Here is a 22,003-nt window from a genome sequence, read left to right as displayed (position 1 = left end):
ACGGAAGGCATGAATGGACGACTATCTTCCCGTAATCAGTCGCTCACCCCTTTTCAAGGGAATTCTCGGCAACGAGATCGAAGCGATGCTGCAATGCCTCAATGCACAAACGAAATCGTTTAAGAAGGGCGCCTATCTGTTTCGCGTCGGAGAAACGACGACAACCATGGGCATGGTCCTCGAAGGCTCCGTTAGGCTTGAAAAGGAAGATTACTGGGGAAATCGCACCATTCTCGCCTCGATCGGTCCGGGACAGCTGTTTGCCGAAGTGTACGCCTGCGAGCCCGAACTGCCCTTCGATCTCAACGTGATCGCGGCGAAAGACTCCGTCATCTTGCTTATGGATGTGAGGCGGGTGACCACGCTGTGCACCTCTGCCTGCGAATTCCACACGAGACTCGTCCGCAATCTGCTCGCCTCCGTGGCGAAACGCGCGTATACGCTTACCCGGAAAATAGAGCATACGTCAAAGCGCTCGACACGCGAAAAACTGCTCTCGTACCTTTCCGATCAAGCCGAGAACGCAAAGTCGAACACGTTTTCAATACCCTTCAATCGGCAGGAACTCGCCGATTACCTTTCGGTCGATCGAAGCGCCATGTCGGCCGAACTATCGAAAATGCGCAAAGAGGGCATCGTCGATTTCGACAAGAACCGATTTACCATCTGCCATACCACCTGACGAGCCATGATGCCGTTCAGTCCGACGGATCGCACCAACCCGCACCGCAGGCGCCCGACCGCCCAAACGCAAAGCCCGCCAAACGAAGAATTCAGGAGAAGCCATGATCGACCCCCGAACCGCAGCCCTGCTCATCATAGACATGCAAAACGGATTCATCGACCACGATTCATCGCTGTGCGTCGCCGGCGCCGAAGCAACCGTTACCGCCTGTTCGAAAGCGCTTGCATGCGCACGCAGGCTCGGTATTCCCGTGTTTCACGTGTGCCGCGAATACGCATCCGATGGATCCGATGTGGAATCAACGAGGTTCGAAACCTGGCTTGAGGGCGGCAAACCCATCTCGAAGGCATGCGCGAAGGCGGACTCGCTCGATTTCCCCGAACCCCTTGCGCCGCAAGACGGCGATCGCGTTGTCGTGAAACCCCGATTCTCCGCCTTCTTCGGAACCGACGTAGACCAGACGCTTCGCAGCGAAAGCATCGGTACCGTGGTGCTCATTGGAACTACCACCCCGAATTGCATCCGCTCGTCATGCTACGACGCGCTATCGTTGGACTACAACGTGGTGATCATTGAAGATTGCACCTCATCGCGCTCGCCCGAGGTACAAGCGGCGAACATCGAAGATATGGCCCATATCGGAGCGCAGGTGATCGACCTCGAAACGTTTCTCGCCGAAGGGCTCGCATCGGTTCGCGATGTAGTCGGCGAGCATCGCGCGAAAATCGGAACCGTGTAGACACGCGCCGCCTGCCCGCCGTACGGCGGGCGCAGCCATGCCCCTATGCCCCGTCGATCTCCTCGCGCGGATCGTGCAGATCGTTCGGGGGCACGCGCACTTCCGAATATCCGATATCGCGGAGAGCCTGCGCGGTGCGCCACGGCACCGACAGGTCGTCGAATTTCGCGCAGTACTCGATGGCCTGCACGAGCGTGATGTTGTGGAACAGGTCGCCCATTGTATCGACATCGACGACCGCAGGAAGATAGAGCGCCGGCAACCCCAGCTCTGCCGCCTTATCGATGTAGGCAGGAAGCACTGTTTTGCCGTCCTTGTTGTAGAACACCCCATCGTGGCTCATCGCGGTATCCTTCGTCCACCCGATTATGGAAACGCCCATTTCCTGATCGGGGGATATCACGATCCCGCCACCGGGCGTGTCGCATAAGGCGTGAAGCTTGTCGAATCCCTCGACAACGACCGATCGCGGAAGCGCAGGCATGTCGGCGCCCATCGAAAGGATCGTGTCGAAGCCCATGTCGAACGTTTGCTCGAAAGCATGGTTGTAATGTTCGTCGAACGATGATCCTTCGTCGCAAATGATGCGAATGTCGCGTGGCCACGTACCCGACTCATCGAAAATACGTTGCATGACCTCGACGTTTTTTTGAGGCGTTGTCGAGATGACGAGCTCGTACTCGTCGATGACGCCCTCCTCGGTTGCACCGCGCGCCTCGAGCTCGGCAAGCGCGTCGCAGCAGATTTCCGCAACATCGAACAGCATGCAATGATACAAACCCGACGCCACATCAGGCTGAAACACGCCGTCCTTCAAGACGGTGAGACGCGTTTTCACAAGCCCCGCAATAGGCGGTTTGCTGAACAGCAACAGGGCGTTTCTACGTGTGGTCATGCTTGCTCCTTAATTGGTTCGGTTTGATTCGCGAGCGGAATTCGACAGCGCCGGTCTCGGGATCCATGCCTTCGATGATCGCAAGCGATTCCAAACGAAAACCTCTTTCGCGCAACGATCGACCCCTGGTTGAAAACCTTTCTCGATCGCCACCCCAATGCCCTCGATGGAAGCACCGGCATGCTGGCAAATGTCGATCAGGCCGTCGAGGGCGCAGCCGTTCGCCAAGAAATCGTCAATGATAAGTATATGATCTTCAGGGCCGATATACTTCTTCGACACGATCACATCGAAGATGCGCCCATGGGTGTACGACTGAATGCGGGTCACATACGCATCGCCGTCGAGGTTGATGCTTTGCGCCTTCTTCGCAAACACAACCGGCACCCCGAAGCATCGCGCAACTCCGCAGGCTATCCCGATACCCGAAGCTTCAATGGTCAGGATCTTCGTGATCAAAGCATCGCCGAACAGACGCTTGAACTCTTCGCCGCACGCATCGAGCAACTCGATATCGAGCTGATGATTCAAAAAGCTATCGACCTTGAGGACGCCGTCGTCTTTCACCACGCCGTCTTGCCTGATGCGATCTTCCAAAAGCTCCACTATCCGCCTCCGCTGATCTCCCGTGACGAACTCAAGTTTACCCGATGGATAAGGGCTAACCAAGAGGCTCCGCAGCAAATTCCAGTCCGCGGCTTGCGATCGATGCTCGGTTTCCTACCAGCACATGCCCTTCGGACTTTATGCTGGATAGAGCGTCACGAAGGGAGACCCATGCGTATCGGCAACCAGCACATTCTCACCGGAGCTGCCGCATCATCGCGCATCCGCCGCGGAATCCGCCTGTTCGGCACTTGCCCCATGACCCGGATGGTCGATTTTTGTTGCAAGCGGATGCTGCTTGAGAAACATCATGATGATCGCGCCCGCCAAAAGAAGCGGAATCATATAAGCGAAGATCGGAATCAGGGCATCGTTGTAGGATGATTTGATCCCTTCTTGCAATGCAGCCGAAAGGCCGTGCACGAACTCGGGCGTGATGGTGTCAACATCGACATGCTGCGATGGAGGAATGTTTTTTGCCAGCTCGGTTGCCAAGCGCGAGGTGAAAACCGCCCCCACCAAAGAAGCCCCGAGCGTTGACCCGATCTGCCTGAAGAAGTTGTTCGCCGCCGTTGCCGTGCCAACGATTTCGCTCGGAAACTCGTTTTGCACCACAAGCACGAGGATCTGCTGGCCAAGTCCTATGCCGAACCCCAAAACGAGCAGGGATGCGCCGGTCGCAACGAGCGATGTTCCCGCCGACAGATGCGACAGCAAAAAGAATCCGCCCGCCATAACGAAACATCCCGCTATGGGCATCCATTTGTATTTGCCGGTCTTCGAAGCAAGAAAGCCCGTCACAACGGCCATGAGCATTGCGCCGCCCATCATCGGCACGGTCATCAGGCCCGCCTGTTCGGGCATGAGCCCATCGACGATCTGAAAGTACGTGGGCAGATACGTCGTCGTTCCCATCATGCCGAGCATGATGAACAGACCGGCCGCCGTGCATAGCACGAAGTTGCGGTTCTTGAAGAGGTAAAGCGGGATGATCGGCTCCTTGGCGAACCGCTCGGCGAATACGAAGATGACGGCGGCAACCACGCAGGCGATGGCCAAACCGATGATGGCCGGAGAATCCCATGCGTACGTCGACCCGCCCCATGAGGCAAGCAACACAAGCGATGAAACCGATATCGCCATGAACACCATCCCGGCAATGTCTATCGACGGGCGCCTCTCGATGCGCGTCGGTTTCGGCAGAAATTTCGCTGCCGCTGCGATGGCGAGCAGGGCAAGCGGGACGTTGAACCCGAAAAGCCACCGCCAACCCGTCACCTGCACGAACCATCCGCCCAGAAGCGGCCCGAGCACCGTCGAGAGAGCGAACACCGATCCCATGACTCCCATGTACTTACCGCGTTCGCGAGGCGGAATGACATCGGCGATCGTCGCCTGGGAGAGAATGATGAGCCCGCCTCCCCCGAGGCCCTCAATGGCCCGGCCCACGATGAGACCTTCCATCGAAGTGACGAACCCGCAGGTGATCGATCCCGCAACGAAAACACCGAGCGCCAAGATGAGCAGATGCTTTCTTCCAACAAGATCGCCGAGCTTTCCGTAGATGGGCATCACGATAGTCGCCGCAAGAATATACGCGGTGGTCACCCATTCCATATGGTCGACCCCGCCCAAATCTCCGACAATGGTGGGAAGAGCCGTAGCCGTAACCGTCTCAGAGAGGGAACTGACGAACATGGCAAGCAAAAGGCCGGCAAAGATAGCCGCTATATCGCGCTTGTGTTTTTGAGTCGAATCCATACCGTGGCACTCCCGTCCGTCGCCTAGGAGTATCCACCCGCGCACATGCGCTCAACCTGTTTGTTGCCCAGCGGTACCGAACCGTAAACCTTGAGCAAATCGCCTCTTATTCGACAGCGACGAAGATGCGCTCCCGAGGTTTCTCATACGATTCATCGACGACGCCGCCCAAAGCGGTTTGCAGGTAGTTGACAAGGGCATCGGTATCGGAATACCCCGTCGTAAAGCCCGTTTTTTGGTATGCCTCCGCGACCGCATAATAGGTATCGCCGCCTGAAGTGATGAAGCTCGATGCAGCGATGGAGTATTCGTCATCGAGCGAGAAGCCCCTGCCTCCCACATCGAGAATCGTCACACGCGAGCCGGGATTTGCAGGAGCGTAGTACGTGGAGTTCGGGTATTGATCGCCGGTTTCGTACGGGGCCAGCGTATCGACTGCGTAGGCAATCCCCGCTACCTGGGGAAACCCGCCCGACGCTTCAGGCAGGCAGAACGTTGCCGCCTCGATGATCTCCAGCAGTTCCGACCCCTTTAGCGTTACCACATTGAGGCTGTTGTTGTAGGGAAACACCGTCATGAGCGTTTCCATGCTGACCTCCCCCGCCCCAATCGAGGCACGGATGCTGCCGCCGTTTACAATGGCACCGTCAATCGTCTGTCCGCTCGCCTGGTTTGCCTGCCAAAGCATGGCATCGGCCGCAAAATCTCCCAGATTGGTCTCCTGCGTGCGAACCCCGGGATCGCGTTCGCCATCCAGATCGACGTTCGTCACCCCGATCACTTCCGAGAGCTGGTTTTTCACCTCGTCATGGGTTGCCCGCACAAGATCGTCGGTCGCCTGATCTTTTCCTTCATAGGCACCGTAAGCAACCATCTCTTCGACAAACGATCCGTCTTCGCAGAGCACGACGCCGATATTTTCGGTATGACACCCCGTGCTCACCAAAAGAGACCCGTTAACCATCTCGTTCACGACCTCATGATCGTGCCCGTCGATAAAAACGTCGATGCCCTCGGTGTTGGCCAGAACGTCAAGAGAGCGATTCGGGGCGATTCCCCCGACGCTTCCCAAATGACCAAGGCAGACGACGATCGCGCACCCCTGTTCCCGCAACTCATCGACCTGCTCTTGCGCGCACCGATACATATCTTCGCCTGCCGCGAACGTAAGGCCCGCAACGTTTTTCGGACTCGACTTCGTTTGCGTTTCGGGAGTTGCAAGGCCGAACACACCGACCCTCGTCCCGTCGTCGAATTCGAACACCGCATTTGATCGAGCGAACGGCTCTCCTGTCGCATCCACGGTTACATTGGCCGCCAACACGGGAAAATCAGCTCGGCCGATAAGCTTTTCCAGATTGTCAGCGCCCCAATCGAACTCATGGTTTCCGATCGACATGGCATCATAGCCGGCCGAGTTCATGAAATCGATGGCCGCCCTCCCTTGGGAAAGGTTAACGAGCACGTTGTCCTGAATCGCATCGCCATCGTCGAGCAAAAGGACGTTATAGCCCTGCGCTTCGTAGTCTTTCTTGAGTTGCGCAACCGCCGCCATGCCGATAACGCCGGGGGACGAATCGGTCGGCTCTGCAGCCATGTCGTAGCCGTGCGTATCGTTGGTGTGGATAATAGCGAGCTTGCCTTCCGACTGCGGCTGTTCCCCGGACTGCGACGGGGCTTCGCTTACCGTGCAGGCCGAAAGCGACACGATGCCGAAAACAAGCGCGATAGCGCAGATGGCAGCGAACGCCCTTCTCGATAGCGCCTTTACCATAACGATTCCCTTCGCCGTGCCGAATGCGGCGCTGCCGCCCGAAGAAAGCGACGACGCGAGCCGAAAAGCACGATTCGGCGCTTCTTCCCTTTTGCGCATTATCCCATCTCTCGAAGCGATATTCTCCGACGTTTCGGGGAGCGCCCTTCGCATAGCATTCATGAGGTGCCTGACGCAGCAGAGAAAGCGCCGCCCAAACGATCGGGCAGACCCCAATGACCCCTATGGCAACAACCGCCCACAGAGAACAGCCCGGTTTTCGGGCTGCGGCAGCATGCGGTTCGGCGAGGCAAAACCGAAGGCCCAGCCTCGCCGAAGAAGGTCGCACGTGCGCTATTCGTGCGTCGTTAGATTGAGGCCGATGATACCCGCCCCGATCAGAAGAATGCAGATGATCTTTACTGCACTTGCCGGTTCTTTCAGAAACACGATGCCGAGTATCGCGGCTCCGACAATCCCAATGCCCGTCCATACCGCATAGCCAACGCTTAGGGGCAGAGTCTTAAGAGCATGGGCCAAAAGCCCGAAGCTGATTATCATGCCGATGATGGTAAGGATGCTCGGCATGAGCTTGCTGAACCCATCGGACAACTTGAGCTGATAGGCCCAAAACGTTTCGAACAGCCCGGCAATGATCAAGATAACCCAGTTCATGAAAAACCACTCCCAACAAAAAAGCATGCGCTCTCCCCTATCTTCTCAGGCCTAACGATAGGGGCGCACATGCTTTGTTTCTTGATCTACCCGGCGGCAGATAATTAAATTGTCCGACTATTCTACCCTTTTAGGTAACAGCTAACTATACTGTTCGCAAAAACCGCATAGCTCCTGATCGGCAGGCGTCAGAGGTTCATTGGAACGAAGGTTTCTACCGCAGAAGCGCCCGTAGCTGCTGCAACTGAGCGCTTCCAGCCGAGTTCATGAGCGCAACGACGCCGCTTGGCTCTCGATGCCCGATCGCGCCGCGCCAAGAGTGCTATTTCGCCACAAGGACAGGAATATCCGCCCCATGAAACACCTTGTAGCTCACGCTTCCCATGTACTCCTTGAGCCCCGAGAGGCCGCGATTGCCCAACACGATCAGATCGTAGTGCCCGCTGCTCGCCAATTTCAAAAGCTCGGAGGCGGGCGCCGTGCCCGTAAGCAGCAGCGTATTCGCGCGATCGCCCAAAGGCTCGATCTTGTCGTGCGTCTTGCATAGCGTGTCTTCCCCGTCTTCAATCATCAGATCGGTGATCTCCTTGAAGCTGATCGCCTGCGTTTCATTGAGCAGCGGAATCGGCACCACATTCACGACGTCGATAGCCGTTTCAGTGTTAGGCACCGCGATATCGAGCGCCAAATCGAGCGCCTTTTCAGCGAGATCGGAACCATCATATGCTACAAGAATCTTTTTGAGAGCCATGCCGTCCCTTCCTTTCATAACCAGAACCGGCGCTGCTGCACCGCTTGCCCAACCTTGCCTTTCTCGTCAGCCACCAAACAGGGCTAACTCATTCAGTATATCGCGCCGAACTGTTCATGGTTTGTTACAGACATCCAACGGTTCTGGCAATTTCGTTCATGCAACTTATTATATAAGTATGGAAGATCATCCTCACATGCGAAAGGAACTCCATGCAGTACAAACCCACTGATTCAACCGAGCGCCAGCTGCTTCGGAGCCTCTCGTACTTCAGCGTCAGGCTTAAATACGTCGAGCGAAAGAGCTTTTTCGGCCTCTCGGGCCGCCAAGTCCTGTTGCTTGCTTCGCTCTGCTCGTTCGATGAGCCGCCTTCACTCACCGAGCTCTCTGAAGCAAACGGCGCCTCTCATCAGAACATCAAACAGATTCTGCTCAAACTCGAGCGTGCCGGCTACGTTACTCTCAGCATCGACGAAAACGATAGTCGCACATTATCGGTGGAGCCGACAAAAAGCGGGCGAGAACTCGCGCAGCTCTACGATGAGAAGATCGGCGACGTAATTGACATGCTGTTCGAGGACATCCCCGAAAAAGATGTTGCCACCTGCGTTGATGTTGTGGAAAAACTACGGGAAGGACTTAAGGAGCTAATCTAGATCAGACCGAACCGCTCGAAACCCCACAGAGGCATTCGGTGGAAAAACCTCGGCAAGGCTTAAGCTCGCTCCTCCGTTTAGAAAATCCAAAAGCAAAGAAAACGCTGGCGACGTCTTCGGTTTCTGTACGCACTTTACGTGCAGGAAATGGCGAAGACGCAATTCCAAAGCGATCGTTCGTTTCCAATCTCAAGCGTCACTCCCCATGCGGGGAGTGACGTACGAAATATGATAACCATGGAAAAGCAGGCGTTATTTCAACCCGCACTCCCCATGCGGGGAGTGACCCCCGCCTGTTGCAACAAGGGGCCGAACGTTTCAATTTCAACCCGCACTCCCCATGCGGGGAGTGACCGTTTTCTCACGTTTTTGGGGCGCGCTTACTTTTGATTTCAACCCGCACTCCCCATGCGGGGAGTGACCTCGATCACGCCGTTGTGTTTTTCCACGTGGGCGATTTCAACCCGCACTCCCCATGCGGGGAGTGACAAAGCCTATGCTGGGCCAGTTTCTTGGGTACTCAAATTTCAACCCGCACTCCCCATGCGGGGAGTGACCAGATCGCGCGTTATGAGAGCTAACCCAATGCAATTTCAACCCGCACTCCCCATGCGGGGAGTGACGTTAACGTCCAAGGCTTTGAGGATGACATAAAATTTCAACCCGCACTCCCCATGCGGGGAGTGACTGCAATATTTTGTATTACTCTCAGGCTATCCCACAACATAAGGGATATCCCCTAATCTTATTGGCTTTCAGATCGGTCAAATTAAACCAAGACGGCATGATTTCGGTGCGAAGCTCCTGCGCGAAGCCCTGTTCGCCCCATGCTCGCACCGAGCGTCACAAGGAAAGGAAACCTTCTGGATCGTATGATGGCTTTGCACCGATGTGTTCGATTTTCGTACGATACGAGTTGCCAAGATAGTAAAACCTTAAACTATCCCTATCCTGGTCAATGAGCTTTATCAAATCATTTCTAATGCGCGCCATCGTGGCGGCGTCGGCATCGCATTCAAATACCGAGTTTTGCACGCGCTGGCCGTAGTTTACGCAATGTTTAGCCACCTTTCTCAAACGACGCCTTCCGTCAGCATCTTCCGTATTGACATCATAGGTAATCACCGTCAGCACAGCACGCCTCATTTCCACATGAATGGGGGATAGCCATCCATATCCCCTCTCAGAGCCCTAGCAAGCAGGAGCGCTTGAACATGGGGGACCAAGCCCCAGGGGATTTTCTCCTTGAGAAACGGATGAACGATCGTATCCCTCTTTCTTTCCTGCCATGAATCGAATAGCGCTCTCCTGCCATCGTCGCTCAATCGCACCTCTCCCGACTCTCGGTAGTCGAAGCACGTGGGATCGATGATTCTATTATTGATCGCCGAGATAACAAATCGGTCAACCATGACGGCTCTCAGCTCCTCCATAAGATCAAGGGAGAGGGATTTGCGTCCTGGTCTATCGGCATGGAGGAACCCGACGTACGGATCGAGACCCACCCCCTCGAGCGCTGCCGCACAATCGGTGGCAAGCACCGTGTAGAAAAGAGAGAGCATGGCGTTCACGGGATCAGTCGGAGGTCTTCGTCGTCTTGCTTCAAACGTAAATGATTCTTTATGGCGCAAAATCAGCTCGTCGAATACTCCGAAATACCTCGATGCAGCCTCGCCTTCGATGCCTCGAAGGGAATCCAGGGAATCGCATCGACCGATTTCGGCAATCGATGACCCTAGGGCAGCCGAAGCAAGCTTTAGCCTTTCGACATCAACTCTCATTCCATGGTCTCTCGTAGCCCGCTCTAGGACCCAGCGCGAGTTATAGAGCTTGCCGATAATGAAACTCCTCGCCAACTCTAAGCTCCGAGCGTCGTCTTCCGAGCAAGCATATTGGGTTTTTCGCAACAGCACGTTCCCGCGATCTTCCCCATGTACGCCTGCAAGATACCTTCCTTTAGGGCTGAAAAACGAAAGAGCGATGCCGCGCTCTGCGCAAGCTCCCATCAAACTCGGGCTTGCGCCCCGATACGAAAAGCATAGGATTCCTTCGATCGTATGGAGCGGAATACGGCCCAGCTCTTTCTCGTTTTGCCGTATAACCGCATTCTCCCCATCGAGCCCAATGTACGCATCCTCGGTAAACACGTATAGCGTATTGAGCAAGTGCCTCATAGCGCATCTTCCCCTATCCGAGCGGCGATGTATTCCTTCACTGATTGCCGCTGCTGCAGCTTCGGAACGCAGATGTCGAAAAGGGAGCACGCGCGGCATGCCGCATTTGGTTTGACTTTCGGGGTATGCCTTCGCGCGTAAAGCCGGTGCATATCTGCCACCTTCTCGATCACTTGACTTCGAAGGGATGCATCGAACTCAACGCGCTCGCGCGATTTTGTCTCTCCGTAGAACAGATAGCCGACGGCGATATCGCTTCCGAACATCTCTTCCAAGCACAGCACCTGCGCGCATAGCTGCAATCGATCGATATCCGTTGCTTTGCTGCGACCTCGCTTGTACTCGACAGGACATTCTCTCCATAGGCCATCCTCCCCGAAGAGAGGATGGCCATCCTTGCTGCGATGAAATTCGACAACGTCGCATTTGCCCGAAAGCCCCAGCTTAGCCGAAAAGACCGATAGGCTTCGCACGATCAGTGTGTCGCCCCTACGTTCTCGAAACGCTTCATCGTGCGCACGTTCGTGCATGATGTCGCCCTGAACCGTCAAGATATTCTCAGCCCAAACCTGTTCGATATGTATAAGCGCCCACTGCCGGCGGCAAAACGCAAAATGCTGAATACCCGACAAGGCCAAGTAATCGTCCTCGGCATACATCGGCTACACCATCTTGATGCAGGTCACTCCCTCGGGAATTGCCGACTCGTCTATGCTGATACCCTCATAATCGTTGATGGAACGAGGCGATTCCACGCCTTCTTTCTTGGCGATGCTAATGGCATCGAATAGCTTGTACGACGGCGCATTTCCCAGCTCGCTATCATGCTTGAACACGATGAGCCCCCGCACCGACATCTTGCCGCGGGCCGCCGAATGGTCATGTTCGAACATGTTGATTACAGCATCCCATAACAGCTGAAGATCCTCTTCGGAGAAACCGGTGGTCTTCCTTGCAAGGTTAGCCGACACATAGCCTTCGCAGCGATAAAGAGCGTACGGCACGATGTATTTGCGCCCCATCTCCGTCCCCTTTTTCGCAGCGTCGTCGTCGGTCGTTATCGCAACGCGCGTGATGGTGATCTCCTCTGGGATGATGGGGTCGACGCTTCTCGCGAACGTGAGCTGCACCGGGCCGCGCACCTGGCCGCAATTGAGGGCGCCTTTGACGAAAGTCGTCATAACCGCGCCGAACGTTCTTACATCGTAAAACGTTTTGCACATGAAATCGCGTATCTTGCCATCGATTGCAGGATCGTCTTTCTTGAGCTTCTTGATGTCTTTCGCGTCTACCCCCAATTCCGCGAGAGCTCTGTTGTCGCTCGAGTTGAGCGAGACGCCGTCCTTGATGTATATCTCGAAGCCCGTCGAGCCCTCCTTGACGGTTTCGACGTAATTGCGAATCTTGCGCTTCAAGCAAACGTCGGTTACAAGCCCGTAACTTGTTTCCGGGTCGATACGCGGCATATTGCCGGCATCGGGATCCCCGTTCGGATTGCCGTTCTCAACGTCGAAATAGACAACGAAATCGTATCGGTTTTCAATCGGCTTGCTCATGGCTTATGCCTCCTGTTCGTCTTCTTTTTTCGTATAGCGATCCTGGACCTGCTGGTAATAGCCCAAAACAAACGAGCCTTGATCCTCAAGAGAGAGCCTTTTCGGAAATGCCTGCATCTTGTCGCACAGGGTACCTACTTGCTTTTCATAGTGAACGGCAAGTCCTTTTCTGTCTTGCGATATTTTTTGCAGATGGCTCCCAGCAAGCTTGATAATCAAAGGAAAGATGCTTGCCGGAGTCGACGCGGCAGAATCGAAATACGTTGCCTTGATAGTTCTCTTGATTGTCGGATTCGCCGCCTCCTGTATGCTCTCCAGTATCGCAAACAGCCTTCCCAGCACATACGGTGCATCATCTCTATCTTCGTTGAGCGACACGGTAACAACCTCCTCGCTTTGATGGTAGTTTTTAATAAGACACGCTTTCAGAATTGCCGCACGCCCTCGTGTGACTTTTCGCGTTCGTTGCTCGTCGTTGTCCTGCGATGCCCGTACGCGAAGAAGCGCGTTGCTGAAGAAAGCCTCTGGATAACGCAGGTCTTCGATGATGGATCGCATGAGCGCTCCACCCAGCACCGAACTTGCCGCAGGATCGCGCGCATTCGGGTTAGCTGTTTCTGCAAGCAACCGGTATGGCGATAGGTATCGCCTTTCGTATGAGGCGTGCACTATGTCGAGTCGCTTATAGTGATTGCCTACGTTGCCGATCATCGTGCCGAATGTATCCCGCAGGAAGAAACGCACCGACACACGCGCAGCATTAGGAGCAAGCCCGAGCACGTAGAAGGTCGCATCGACATCGACCTCCCGCGACAACAATCCCTTTTCGAGCTTCTCCATGATCGCATCGATCAAATCGTCCGGGTTCGTTTCCTCGTCATCGATCGAAGGGGCCCCTAATGCTTGAGAAAACATGCCTGAACACGCTGCATCGTTTTTTTCCGCCCAATACACGACCGTCGTATCGCCGAGCCGAATATGATGCTTGCGATCAGCGAGCAGGTAGTTGAGCGCCGTCGTGTAGGCGAAGGTTGCATATTCGCTGACCGGTGCATTGAGGCCCTGCTCTTCATCGCGTCCGTAAGATTCGAATGCTCGAGAATTGAAACCGACGAGAGACGCTCCCATCGACTGGGCACCGACAACTCCCCTGATCGACGGGTGTAAGCGGGCAATCGGAGCTTTTTCGCCCGTTACGAGGCACGTCATGACAACCGCACCGTCAGAAGGGCTCGCATACGAACGATCCCATGCATTTTTGATAACGGCATCATCAAGCACTTCGCGTCCGTTCACCCGAAACGCGAGATTTCCCCCGGCCAATAAGCCTTCGCCTGCCTCTTTGACTGCCGCGTGGTCAAGAGCATTCTCGGGTTGCCACGATTCGAAGAACGCTTTAACGGCTAAAGCAGCATCGGACTGCAGGTCTCTCAAGAATGCCAGGTGCTTTTCCTTCGATGCGGAGAAACACTGCAGCGACCGTTCCGGCTTACCTTTTGCGTCGATGCCGAGCAGGTAGCTCGCGTTGTCGCACAGAAGGTTGGCTTCAACGCCCGACGATCTCTTCGCTTGCTCAGGCACCATTCTTGGCCACCCGCGCTTCTCTTCGGCAGGCAAAATGTTGAGAAGCTCTCCCCCCGATGTCAGCTCGAGCATGAAAGCGATGTTGCGGGGACACCAACCGGGCGGAGCCACGGAATCGGGATCGTCTTCGAGCAGCTGCTCGTAATATTCCACGAGAGATTGGAGGATCATCTGAACACCTCGCTCCCCGATACATCGATAACGCCATCGCGCATCACAGCCCGAAAGAACATGGGAGTGATGTTTCGAGTGTCCGAATAATCCATGTCGTACAACATGAGCCCGAAATCGCGTTCGCCCTTTCCCTGGTAGAATCCGCTCGGGGGCTGCGAACCCTCGTACGCTCTGAAGTGGGCAGGAAATTCCCTCGTGCCGAAATACGGCATCGAATAGCACTGTCCTCTTTCCAGCCTCCGCCGAATGATGTCCTTGAATTTGCCTGGATTATCTTCCGGTTTCGCCCGATCGGTAAGTTCGAAATGGGCCTCGAGCACGTAACGCACATCGGTCAGGATGAGCGAAGCTCGCTGCTGGATGTCTTCTTTCGTGTTTATCGAGGGAGTTTCGCCACCGTTTACCATGTAGCTTTTTATAGAACTAGCAAGAGCTTTCGATTTCACTTCGTTACGGCGAACGTTTGTGAATCGTATCGGATTGAGAACATGGATGCGATCGATGGTATAACGAAGCCCAGGATGCCAGTAGATGCTTTCGAGAAGGCCCCTCGCCGCGCTCGGCGTGATCACATCGTACGTTACTCTTTCTACAGATAGCTCGGGCCTCGTGAACAGCGCGCGATCCCCCCATACTTCAACCTGTATTCCATATGCCATAAGGACACCTCCTTTCTTTTTCTTGAAATTGTTTTTGATCCATTCGTACACTGAATGCAAAACGCATAGGCCCTGAATCCGTCCCCGCGCTTTTGTCGGCTCGCTTCAAATCAAGTTTTCCGATTTCTTTGTATTCGGTTATCAAGGTACGGAAACACGAAACTATCTTCAGAATCTAGGTTGATTCGAAAGACCTTTGCACCTCGTGCACTTCCTAGAAGAACAGCCCTTTCCCCTCTTCAGAGACACAATCCAAACCGGTTTTTTCGCTGTACCTCGCCTGATCCAGCAGAAGGTACATTCCCTTCGCAACGGCTTCGACGGCACCTGCGCGCAACAATGCCTTGATATCCTGGTCGTAAACACCAACCGAATACCTGCCGATACGACGCAGTGCGTTGCGCGACGCATCTTCTCGCCGTATCGCCGCTATATCCTCGGCAATTTCATCGGCGGGTACGACAACGGACACCGACCCGTCCTCGATCATCTGAAAATCTTGAGCAGCTCGCTCGAAAGGGATCGATCTTATATTCTGGTATCTCGATAGGCTCGATAGAACGTGGTTCGCATCGAGATTATCCCTCCGCAATCCGTACAACTCGGTAAAGTAGCTCTCGATGATTTCGAGCGAACCGATGTCGCATGCGATTTCATCATCGCCTGAACCCCCATCGGCAATCGAGCCTTCGGGATCCGAAGTTTCGCCAAGCCGCCGCAGTATCCCTCGCGCGATCGCCGCTTTCTGCTCAAGATCGGATGGAAGCGCATACCGCTCGCTGGGCGCAAAGAGGTGCACCAGGCTACTTTCCGCCGATGCGCGCGCATTGCGATTCACCCGTCCCGACGCCTGTATCATGCTGTCTATGCCCGCAAGCGCACGATAGGCTACGGGAAAATCGATGTCGACTCCGGCCTCGATCAAGCTCGTCGATACAACCCGGCAGGTCAAGCCGCTTGCCAAACGTTCGCGTATCTCTTTGAGAACGCGGCTTCGGTGGACTGGGTGCATCAGCGTCGAAAGATGATACGACCCTTCGTCATCAAGCAATCCGTATACGATTCCCGCCTGCCTTCGGCTGTTCACGATGCACAAGACTTGATCATGCCCGTTCATGCGAGCAGCGAGATCCTCATCGGACAGAGATGGAACGTAGCGATACGTCACGCGCTTGAGCTTCCGGGCAAGACCAGCCGGATCGGCAACGATCTCGCGCACCGCACAACCGTACTCGCCGAACAACCCATTCAACGAAGGCTGTGTTGCCGTGCAAAGCACAACCGTGCAACCGTAATGCCTGACCAACTCTGCCAACGCCCTCACGCAGGGAAGCAGCTGCTTGGTGGGAAGCATTTGCGCTTCATCGAGCACAATTACACTGCCGGCGATGTTGTGAAGCTTTCGGCACCGGGAAGTCTTGCTTGCATAAAGCGATTCGAAAAACTGTACATTGGTGGTTACAACCACGGGGGCATCCCAGTTCTCCGTTGCCAGCCGCAGGGCTCCGCCCTCGTCTTCATGTTCATCGAAATCGAAATTCGCATGATGTTCCAGTACGTTTCTCGCGCCCAGCACTTCGCGAAACACAGCGGCGTTCTGCTCGATAATTGAGACATATGGAAGACAATAAATAACGCGACGTGCACTCGACGCTCCCGACGTCGCATGCCTGAGGGCAAACCGAAGCGATGCATACGTTTTCCCACCACCCGTTGGAACGGTTAGGGAGAAAACGCCTGGCGCTTCCTCTGCGGCACGCGCGCATGCGTCGAGAATCGAACAGCGCACTTCGTTGAGCGGAGTTTTCGGAGGATAGAACGATTCGAGCTTCTTCTCGAGCTTATTGCAAAGCTCGCTCAACGTTTCCGCGGACAACCCTTCGCGCGCATCGCCGCTCATAAAGCGTTCGGTACAAAGAAAATCCGCATCAACCAGGCAGGAAAAAATCATTCGAGTTAAAAACGCCAAAGCGAAGCACTCTTCCGAAGGCTCGAACGATTGAGCGAAGAATCGCGGCGTATCGGGCTTCTGGAGGTCGATTTCACCTCGAAAGGCTTCGTAGGGCTGAATGCCTCCTTCTGCGGCCTTCAGCAAACGTCCATGAAGCGTAGGGTCGCCTGGCTCATCCGCCTTCGTGCCACCGTCGGGAAGCCCACCATGGTGCCCCGCAATGCAATAAGCGAGCGCAGATAAACCGAGTTCGTCAATCTCGTAGGCACCGGCAGTCGAATGGTCCACAACGGGGCCGCCCCCAAGAATTCGATGCTGGAATGCATCGGAGTATTTACCGATGTCATGAGCAAGCCCTGCCGCGTAAGCCCAAGTTTCGGCTCCAAACACGCTCGCGAATTCCGAAGCCATTTCCGCTACCTCGTGCAAATGATCGGCAATGGATTCCTTGCGACCATCTTCGGGACGCACATGCGCACAATATACCATTGGACTCCTTTTGTAGAAGCGTCAATGTCTATGATTGTACAGCTTATCTTTATCTTTTATCGATAAAAGTTACCCGCAGATCAATACCCCATCTCGTGCAAACGTTCGTCGTCGATGCCGAAGTAGTGCCCTATTTCATGTATGACCGTCTTCCCGATCTCTGTAACCACTTCCTCGCGCGAGCCGAAGCTGCGTTCGTGAGGGCCTTTGAAAATAGTGATCACATCGGGGATATCGCCATCGTAATAGCCATCCCGCTCGGTTAGCGGAATGCCGTCGTAGAGCCCCAAAAGCTCGCCTTCGTAGAGAGAGCCGCCCAAAGAGTCAGGCTCATCGAGGGTTTCGAAGTGGTATTCATCGGGCTCGTCCTCCATGACGATGGCTACGTTTTCAAGCGCTTCGATGAATTTTTCGGGGATCGATTCGAGGGCTTCCTCGATCACGTTCTCGAATTCTTGATCGCTCATCAGGTACATCAGCCATCACTCCTTGCTTGCGCATCGTATGATGCGGCTCATCACCGACAAACCGTCGCGTGGTAGTATTGTACCCGAAGCGCCAGGAACCCGCGCATCTGCGCATAGAGCGCTGCACGCATACGACCCGATCGGATAGACCCCATGCACTACCTTATAGATGGCTACAACGTTACACGGCGAGACCCGGCCACGAAAGACCTCTCGCTTGAAGAGCAGCGCACCGCACTTGAGAAAAGGCTGCGCCTCGGCACGCCGTCTTTGCCGGGGAAAACAACCTATACGATAGTCTGGGATGCCGCCAGCGGCGCTGGCGCCACCTCCGCAACCGCCCATGCGCATCCCCGATCGGAATACACGCGCCTGCCAACCGCCGATGACGCCATCGTCGCGAAAGCTCGCCGAGCAACCGAGCGCATCGGCGTAGTCACATCCGACAACGAACTCGCTAACCGCTGCCGCTCGGCCGCGTTGCACGGCGTCGACATCGTGCCCTCGGAAAGGCTTTTCGCTCAGGCAAAGCCGGCGAAAAAACGCGGCAGGAAAACACCCATGCCCCGCGATATCGGCATCCCCGCAAACGCAAACGAGATCAACCGGGAATTGAAGGAACTCTGGGGAATCGACGACTAGCCCGATCGGCCGCCGCCGTTCGTCGCAGCCACCCTCATGACTCGCATGGCTTGCGACCTTCGGGGCAAACCTCGCCGCTGCCCGAAGCGAACCGAGCAAGGGGGTTCTCAACCATGCATGGAGATTCCTGCATTTCCAAGCCGCATCATCGCATTTGGAGTAGAATCACTATTTACTTTGATTATCTAAGCATTAAGGAACCGAAGGCCCCATTGCACCAAGCCCGATGCGAGCCTTCGACAGCAGGAGGCAACAGTGGGTTGTGCGTTAGTAGGATGCGGGAAAGCGATCCCCGCACTTGAAGTTGAAAACACGGCGCTTGAAGCGCTTGTGGATACCAACGACGAATGGATCACCACCCGCACGGGAATCAAATCGCGACGCATTGCAGTTGAAGAGTCGTCTGCCGATCTTGGCGAAGCAGCCGCACGGCAAGCTCTCGGTTGGACCGAAGGCGGCCACAGCGAACGTTCTTTTGCTCCCGAAGAAATAGACCTGATCATCTGTGCAACCGTCACACCCGACTCCATCGTTCCCTCGACCGCCGGACTGCTCCGCCGCCGCCTCGGTCTCAAAAGCGCCATCGCCTTCGACGTCAACGCAGCCTGCACGGGCTTTATCTACAGCGCGACTGTCGCCGAAGCCATGATGGCGGCCTCCGCGCCAAGCGCGGACGGAAGCGCAGGCCGAAATCCCATTCGCCGGGCGCTCGTCGTGGGAACCGAGCGACTCACCCGCCTCACAAACTGGGCGGACCGCAATACGTGCGTGCTGTTCGGCGATGGTGCCGGCGCAGCCGTGCTCGAATGGGACGAAAGCCGCCCTGGCATACTGGGCAGTTTCATCGTCAACGCAGACGATGACGAGAACGCCCTCACCTGCCCCCTCTCATACGGCACAGATCTGCCCTTCGATGCACAGGGCGTCTCGTCGCAATCCCCCGCGCTGAAAGACGCCTCGGCCATCCGCATCGACGAAGAGCTTGCCATCCGCGAAGCCGTCGAATCAGGAAACCCGCGGCAAACGCTGCGCATGAACGGGCCCCACGTGTTCAAATTCGCAGCAGAAGCCATGACCGAAGCCGTCCATCGATCGCTCGATCGAGCAGGTCTTTCTCTTGATGATATCGCCTGCATCGTCCCCCATCAGGCAAACGAACGCATTATCAAATACGCAGCGAAAAAACTGCACCTTCCGATGGACTTCTTCCAGCTCTCCATCGCCGAAGCGGGCAACACTTCGGCCGCAAGCGTCCCGATGGCGCTCGCCGACGCCTACGCCGAAGGGCGCATCAGGCGGGGAGACAAGGTGATTCTCGTGGCGTTCGGCGGCGGATTCACCTCAGGCGCTATCGTGTACGAGGCCTAGGCCTCTCTCGGCAGATACCGATTCGCCTTCGGCGAAGCTTCGCTGCAGCACCGCACAGGACTATGCTGGATCGCGCACGCTATCCGCTTGCTGCGGTGCAGCTGCGTTTCGTCTAGACGGGATCACGCCTTCCTACGCAACGTATAGGCGAAAAGGATCGCCGCCACAAGGCCGACTGCCGCAATTCCAATCGCAATGGCAAGCGTATGGGAAAATCCCGCTGCATACGCATCCGCCTTGGATAAGCCCGCTGCAGTTCCCCGCAGCACGTCAGATGAGAGGACTCCGACAAAAAGCGATGGCCCGATTGCCGAACCAATTTGCACGAAGGTCGAGTTAATAGCCGCTCCGTGCGAGTACAGTTCAGGCGGAAGCTGATCGAGAGCAGTCGTTTTCGCAGGCGTCGTTGCAAACCCGAGCCCCGCATACGCCACCGCGCAAAAGGCCACGACAAGGCCGGTCTGCATGGTCTCGCCAAAAAAGCACACGCCCGCCAATCCGGCGAGCGAGAGCGCAAACCCAAGCGGAAGCAGCGGCCAAGCACCCCGCTTGTCGAACAGCCTGCCACCTGCAAGCGCGCATATCGCATTGACCAGAACGGGCGCAAGCAACAGCAAGCCTGCGAAGAAGGCCGTATGGCCGAGGGCTCCCTCGAAATACAAGGGCAGAAGCACGCTCAGGGAAAATGAGATCATCATGCCCACCATGACGAGCAAAAGCCCTATGGTGAATCGGGGATGCCCGAAAGGACGAAGGTTGAGAAGCGGTGCTTTCGAGGCGAGCTGCCGATGAACGAACAGCGTCAGAATCACAGCCGCAGCCCCAAGTGCGCAGGCGGCGGGAGCGAGATCGTGGGTGATTTCGCTCAGCCCGTATACAAGCGATCCCAGACCGAGCAGGCTGAAGGCGGCGCTTGTGAAGTCAGCCGAAACCTGCTTTCGAGGTTCCACATCGTGCAGCAAGAAAAACCCCGCAACGAGCAGAACCGCCGCGAGGACGAACGGCACGAAAAACATAGCGCGCCATCCGAAATAGGTAAGCATAAAACCCGATGCAACGGGGCTGATCGCAAGGCCAAGCGCGATGATCCCGCTGTTCATGGCAAGGTGGACGCCAAGGCTTTCCTTCGGGATGACGATCATGATGACGCCCGTCACCGTCGGAAAGAAAAGCCCCGTGCATACCGCCTGCAACAACCTGCAAACGAACAATGCCGGGAAACTAGGTGCAAGCATGGCCAGACCGCTGCCCAGCGCAAGAGCTCCTCCCCCAAGAAAGAAAACCACGCGCAACCCAAACCTCTTCAGCAAAAACGCCGCAAGCGTAACGCTTGTCGCAGCCACAACGAGATACCCGACCACAACCCAGTTTGCAACGGAAAGCGTAAGAGAGAACTCATCTGCCAGCTTCGGCAGCGATATACTCATCATGCTTTCGCTGAACGAAGCCGCAAAAGAGCAGGCAAGCAGAACAGGGACTACCGCCTTGCTCGCGTTCGCAGTTGTTTTCCGGGGATTTTGCATGCACATCCTTTAGCCATAGCCCGAAACGCCCGGCATCTTGCCAAGATCAATACGAAAGGTACTACCAATTGGTAGGTATCGGGACATGCGCGGCAAGCCGTTGCAGACATGCAACGAATCGGTTGCCAAACCGCGGGAGGGCAGTTTTCAAGTTCCGTCCGTCGGCAATCCCCGCTTTTGCCACGTCGCATGCGTAGAGTTCACCTCGCTGAACTCAGAAGACATACAGGTTACATTCGAATGACGCGACGACCACGATGCAGGATGCCCGCCACACCCGCCCAGCGTTATCTGCAAGAATAAAAGCAACGCTTACCGGTCACAAGGAGATCGGCTCGCTTAGCAAACGCAATCGGAAGGAGCCTTTCCATGAAGGGTAATGAAAAACTCATCGACACGCTCAACTCTCTGCTCGAAGGTGAACTAACCGCAATCAACCAATATATCGTTCACGCAGAAATGTGCGAGGACTGGGGTTACGGAAAACTGAGCGGAAGCTTCAAGACGCGTGCCATCACCGAGATGAAGCATGCCGAGAAGCTCATCGAGCGCATCCTGTTCCTGGAAGGCACCCCCATCGTATCGAACCTCAGCGATATCAATATCGGCAAGGAAGTTCCCGAGCAGATCAAAAACGACCATTCCCTGGAAGTCGATACCGTCAAGGACTACAACGAAGCTATCGTGCTCGCCGGCGAAGTCCTCGATTACGCCACCCGCGACATCCTCATGGAAATCCTCAAAGACGAAGACCAGCATGTTGACGAGCTTGAAGAGCTCCAAGACCAGATGGACCAAATGTCGCTTCAGATCTTCCTCTCAACGCAGAATTAGCGCAAAATCCGCTCGACCGGTGCAATGCCAAGAACCGCATGCCTTCGGACATGCGGTTCTT

General features: G+C 55.6%; 21 protein-coding genes and 1 CRISPR repeat array. Of the genes, 6 read left to right on the top strand and 15 right to left on the bottom strand.

What is annotated here, in order from left to right; translation table 11 throughout:
- Positions 1-13: 13 nt before the first annotated feature.
- Positions 14-682, top strand: coding sequence for a Crp/Fnr family transcriptional regulator (locus C1719_RS01465; RefSeq protein ID WP_102373476.1), 669 nt, complete (start codon positions 14-16; stop codon positions 680-682).
- 103 nt (positions 683-785) lie between these two features.
- On the top strand, positions 786-1,424 hold the full coding sequence (locus C1719_RS01460; RefSeq protein ID WP_102373475.1) for a cysteine hydrolase family protein: 639 nt from the start codon (positions 786-788) through the stop codon (positions 1,422-1,424).
- 43 nt (positions 1,425-1,467) lie between these two features.
- Here C1719_RS01460 and C1719_RS01455 read toward each other — a convergent pair whose 3' ends face one another.
- From C1719_RS01455 to C1719_RS01430, 6 genes are all read right to left on the bottom strand, one after another.
- Complete coding sequence (locus C1719_RS01455) at positions 1,468-2,319, bottom strand: TIGR04282 family arsenosugar biosynthesis glycosyltransferase (protein WP_102373474.1); 852 nt, start codon at positions 2,317-2,319, stop codon at positions 1,468-1,470.
- A 9-nt stretch (positions 2,320-2,328) separates the two neighbouring features.
- Positions 2,329-2,925, bottom strand: coding sequence for a xanthine phosphoribosyltransferase (locus tag C1719_RS01450; RefSeq protein WP_245874239.1), 597 nt, complete (start codon positions 2,923-2,925; stop codon positions 2,329-2,331).
- Positions 2,926-3,138: 213 nt separating this feature from the next.
- Positions 3,139-4,686 (bottom strand): MDR family MFS transporter, encoded by a 1,548-nt coding sequence (locus tag C1719_RS01445; RefSeq protein ID WP_102373473.1) that lies wholly within the window; start codon positions 4,684-4,686, stop codon positions 3,139-3,141.
- Positions 4,687-4,792: 106 nt separating this feature from the next.
- Positions 4,793-6,460 carry a bifunctional metallophosphatase/5'-nucleotidase gene (locus C1719_RS01440; RefSeq protein ID WP_180963410.1) on the bottom strand — a complete coding sequence of 556 codons (1,668 nt, stop codon included), beginning with the start codon at positions 6,458-6,460 and terminating at the stop codon, positions 4,793-4,795.
- Positions 6,461-6,793: 333 nt separating this feature from the next.
- Positions 6,794-7,141, bottom strand: a complete 348-nt coding sequence (locus C1719_RS01435) for a DMT family transporter (RefSeq protein WP_281255960.1) — start codon at positions 7,139-7,141, stop codon at positions 6,794-6,796.
- A gap of 295 nt (positions 7,142-7,436) precedes the next feature.
- Positions 7,437-7,865, bottom strand: a complete 429-nt coding sequence (locus C1719_RS01430; RefSeq protein WP_102373471.1) for a universal stress protein — start codon at positions 7,863-7,865, stop codon at positions 7,437-7,439.
- A 212-nt stretch (positions 7,866-8,077) separates the two neighbouring features.
- On the opposite strand from C1719_RS01430, the gene C1719_RS01425 reads away from it, so the two are divergent.
- Positions 8,078-8,521 carry a MarR family winged helix-turn-helix transcriptional regulator gene (locus C1719_RS01425; RefSeq protein WP_102373470.1) on the top strand — a complete coding sequence of 148 codons (444 nt, stop codon included), beginning with the start codon at positions 8,078-8,080 and terminating at the stop codon, positions 8,519-8,521.
- Between the two features lie 185 nt (positions 8,522-8,706).
- Positions 8,707-9,209: a CRISPR direct-repeat array (repeat unit 34 nt; unit sequence AATTTCAACCCGCACTCCCCATGCGGGGAGTGAC).
- 155 nt (positions 9,210-9,364) lie between these two features.
- Here C1719_RS01425 and cas2 read toward each other — a convergent pair.
- From cas2 to C1719_RS01385, 8 genes are all read right to left on the bottom strand, one after another.
- Positions 9,365-9,655 (bottom strand): CRISPR-associated endonuclease Cas2, encoded by a 291-nt coding sequence (gene cas2, locus C1719_RS01420; RefSeq protein WP_180963409.1) that lies wholly within the window; start codon positions 9,653-9,655, stop codon positions 9,365-9,367.
- Positions 9,656-9,663: 8 nt separating this feature from the next.
- Positions 9,664-10,695 (bottom strand): type I-C CRISPR-associated endonuclease Cas1c, encoded by a 1,032-nt coding sequence (cas1c, locus tag C1719_RS01415; RefSeq protein ID WP_102373468.1) that lies wholly within the window; start codon positions 10,693-10,695, stop codon positions 9,664-9,666.
- Positions 10,692-11,354, bottom strand: a complete 663-nt coding sequence (cas4, locus tag C1719_RS01410; protein ID WP_102373467.1) for a CRISPR-associated protein Cas4 — start codon at positions 11,352-11,354, stop codon at positions 10,692-10,694. Before cas4 ends, cas1c begins: the two co-directional genes overlap by 4 nt.
- A 3-nt stretch (positions 11,355-11,357) precedes the next feature.
- A complete protein-coding gene (gene cas7c, locus C1719_RS01405; protein ID WP_102373466.1) occupies positions 11,358-12,251 on the bottom strand; it encodes a type I-C CRISPR-associated protein Cas7/Csd2 in 894 nt (297 codons plus the stop codon).
- A gap of 3 nt (positions 12,252-12,254) precedes the next feature.
- Positions 12,255-14,006, bottom strand: a complete 1,752-nt coding sequence (gene cas8c / locus C1719_RS01400) for a type I-C CRISPR-associated protein Cas8c/Csd1 (protein ID WP_102373465.1) — start codon at positions 14,004-14,006, stop codon at positions 12,255-12,257.
- Positions 14,003-14,668, bottom strand: a complete 666-nt coding sequence (cas5c, locus tag C1719_RS01395; protein WP_102373464.1) for a type I-C CRISPR-associated protein Cas5c — start codon at positions 14,666-14,668, stop codon at positions 14,003-14,005. Before cas5c ends, cas8c begins: the two co-directional genes overlap by 4 nt.
- A gap of 214 nt (positions 14,669-14,882) precedes the next feature.
- Positions 14,883-17,108, bottom strand: a complete 2,226-nt coding sequence (locus tag C1719_RS01390; RefSeq protein WP_102373463.1) for a CRISPR-associated helicase/endonuclease Cas3 — start codon at positions 17,106-17,108, stop codon at positions 14,883-14,885.
- A gap of 80 nt (positions 17,109-17,188) precedes the next feature.
- Positions 17,189-17,584, bottom strand: coding sequence for a metallopeptidase family protein (locus C1719_RS01385; RefSeq protein ID WP_102373462.1), 396 nt, complete (start codon positions 17,582-17,584; stop codon positions 17,189-17,191).
- Between the two features lie 144 nt (positions 17,585-17,728).
- Here C1719_RS01385 and C1719_RS01380 point away from each other — a divergent pair, with 144 nt between their 5' ends.
- Together C1719_RS01380 and C1719_RS01375 are read left to right on the top strand one after the other, a co-directional pair.
- Positions 17,729-18,217, top strand: coding sequence for an NYN domain-containing protein (locus C1719_RS01380; RefSeq protein WP_102373461.1), 489 nt, complete (start codon positions 17,729-17,731; stop codon positions 18,215-18,217).
- A gap of 255 nt (positions 18,218-18,472) precedes the next feature.
- Entirely contained in the window at positions 18,473-19,585 is a 1,113-nt protein-coding gene (locus C1719_RS01375) for a beta-ketoacyl-ACP synthase III (RefSeq protein ID WP_102373460.1), read from the top strand.
- 122 nt (positions 19,586-19,707) lie between these two features.
- Here the strand turns inward: C1719_RS01375 and C1719_RS01370 are convergent, their stop codons facing one another.
- Positions 19,708-21,108 (bottom strand): MFS transporter, encoded by a 1,401-nt coding sequence (locus C1719_RS01370; RefSeq protein WP_102373946.1) that lies wholly within the window; start codon positions 21,106-21,108, stop codon positions 19,708-19,710.
- Positions 21,109-21,477: 369 nt separating this feature from the next.
- Here C1719_RS01370 and bfr point away from each other — a divergent pair, with 369 nt between their 5' ends.
- The gene (gene bfr / locus C1719_RS01365) at positions 21,478-21,942 is read left to right on the top strand and encodes a bacterioferritin (RefSeq protein WP_102373459.1); all 465 of its coding nucleotides are present in this window, start codon (positions 21,478-21,480) and stop codon (positions 21,940-21,942) included.
- The last annotated feature ends 61 nt before the right edge of the window (positions 21,943-22,003 follow it).

Origin of the sequence: Raoultibacter massiliensis (assembly GCF_900199545.1) — a bacterium.
Taxonomy (GTDB): Bacteria; Actinomycetota; Coriobacteriia; order Coriobacteriales; family Eggerthellaceae; genus Raoultibacter; species Raoultibacter massiliensis.
Note: the sequence above shows the minus strand (reverse complement) of the source record. Positions and strands in the feature narration are given on the sequence as shown.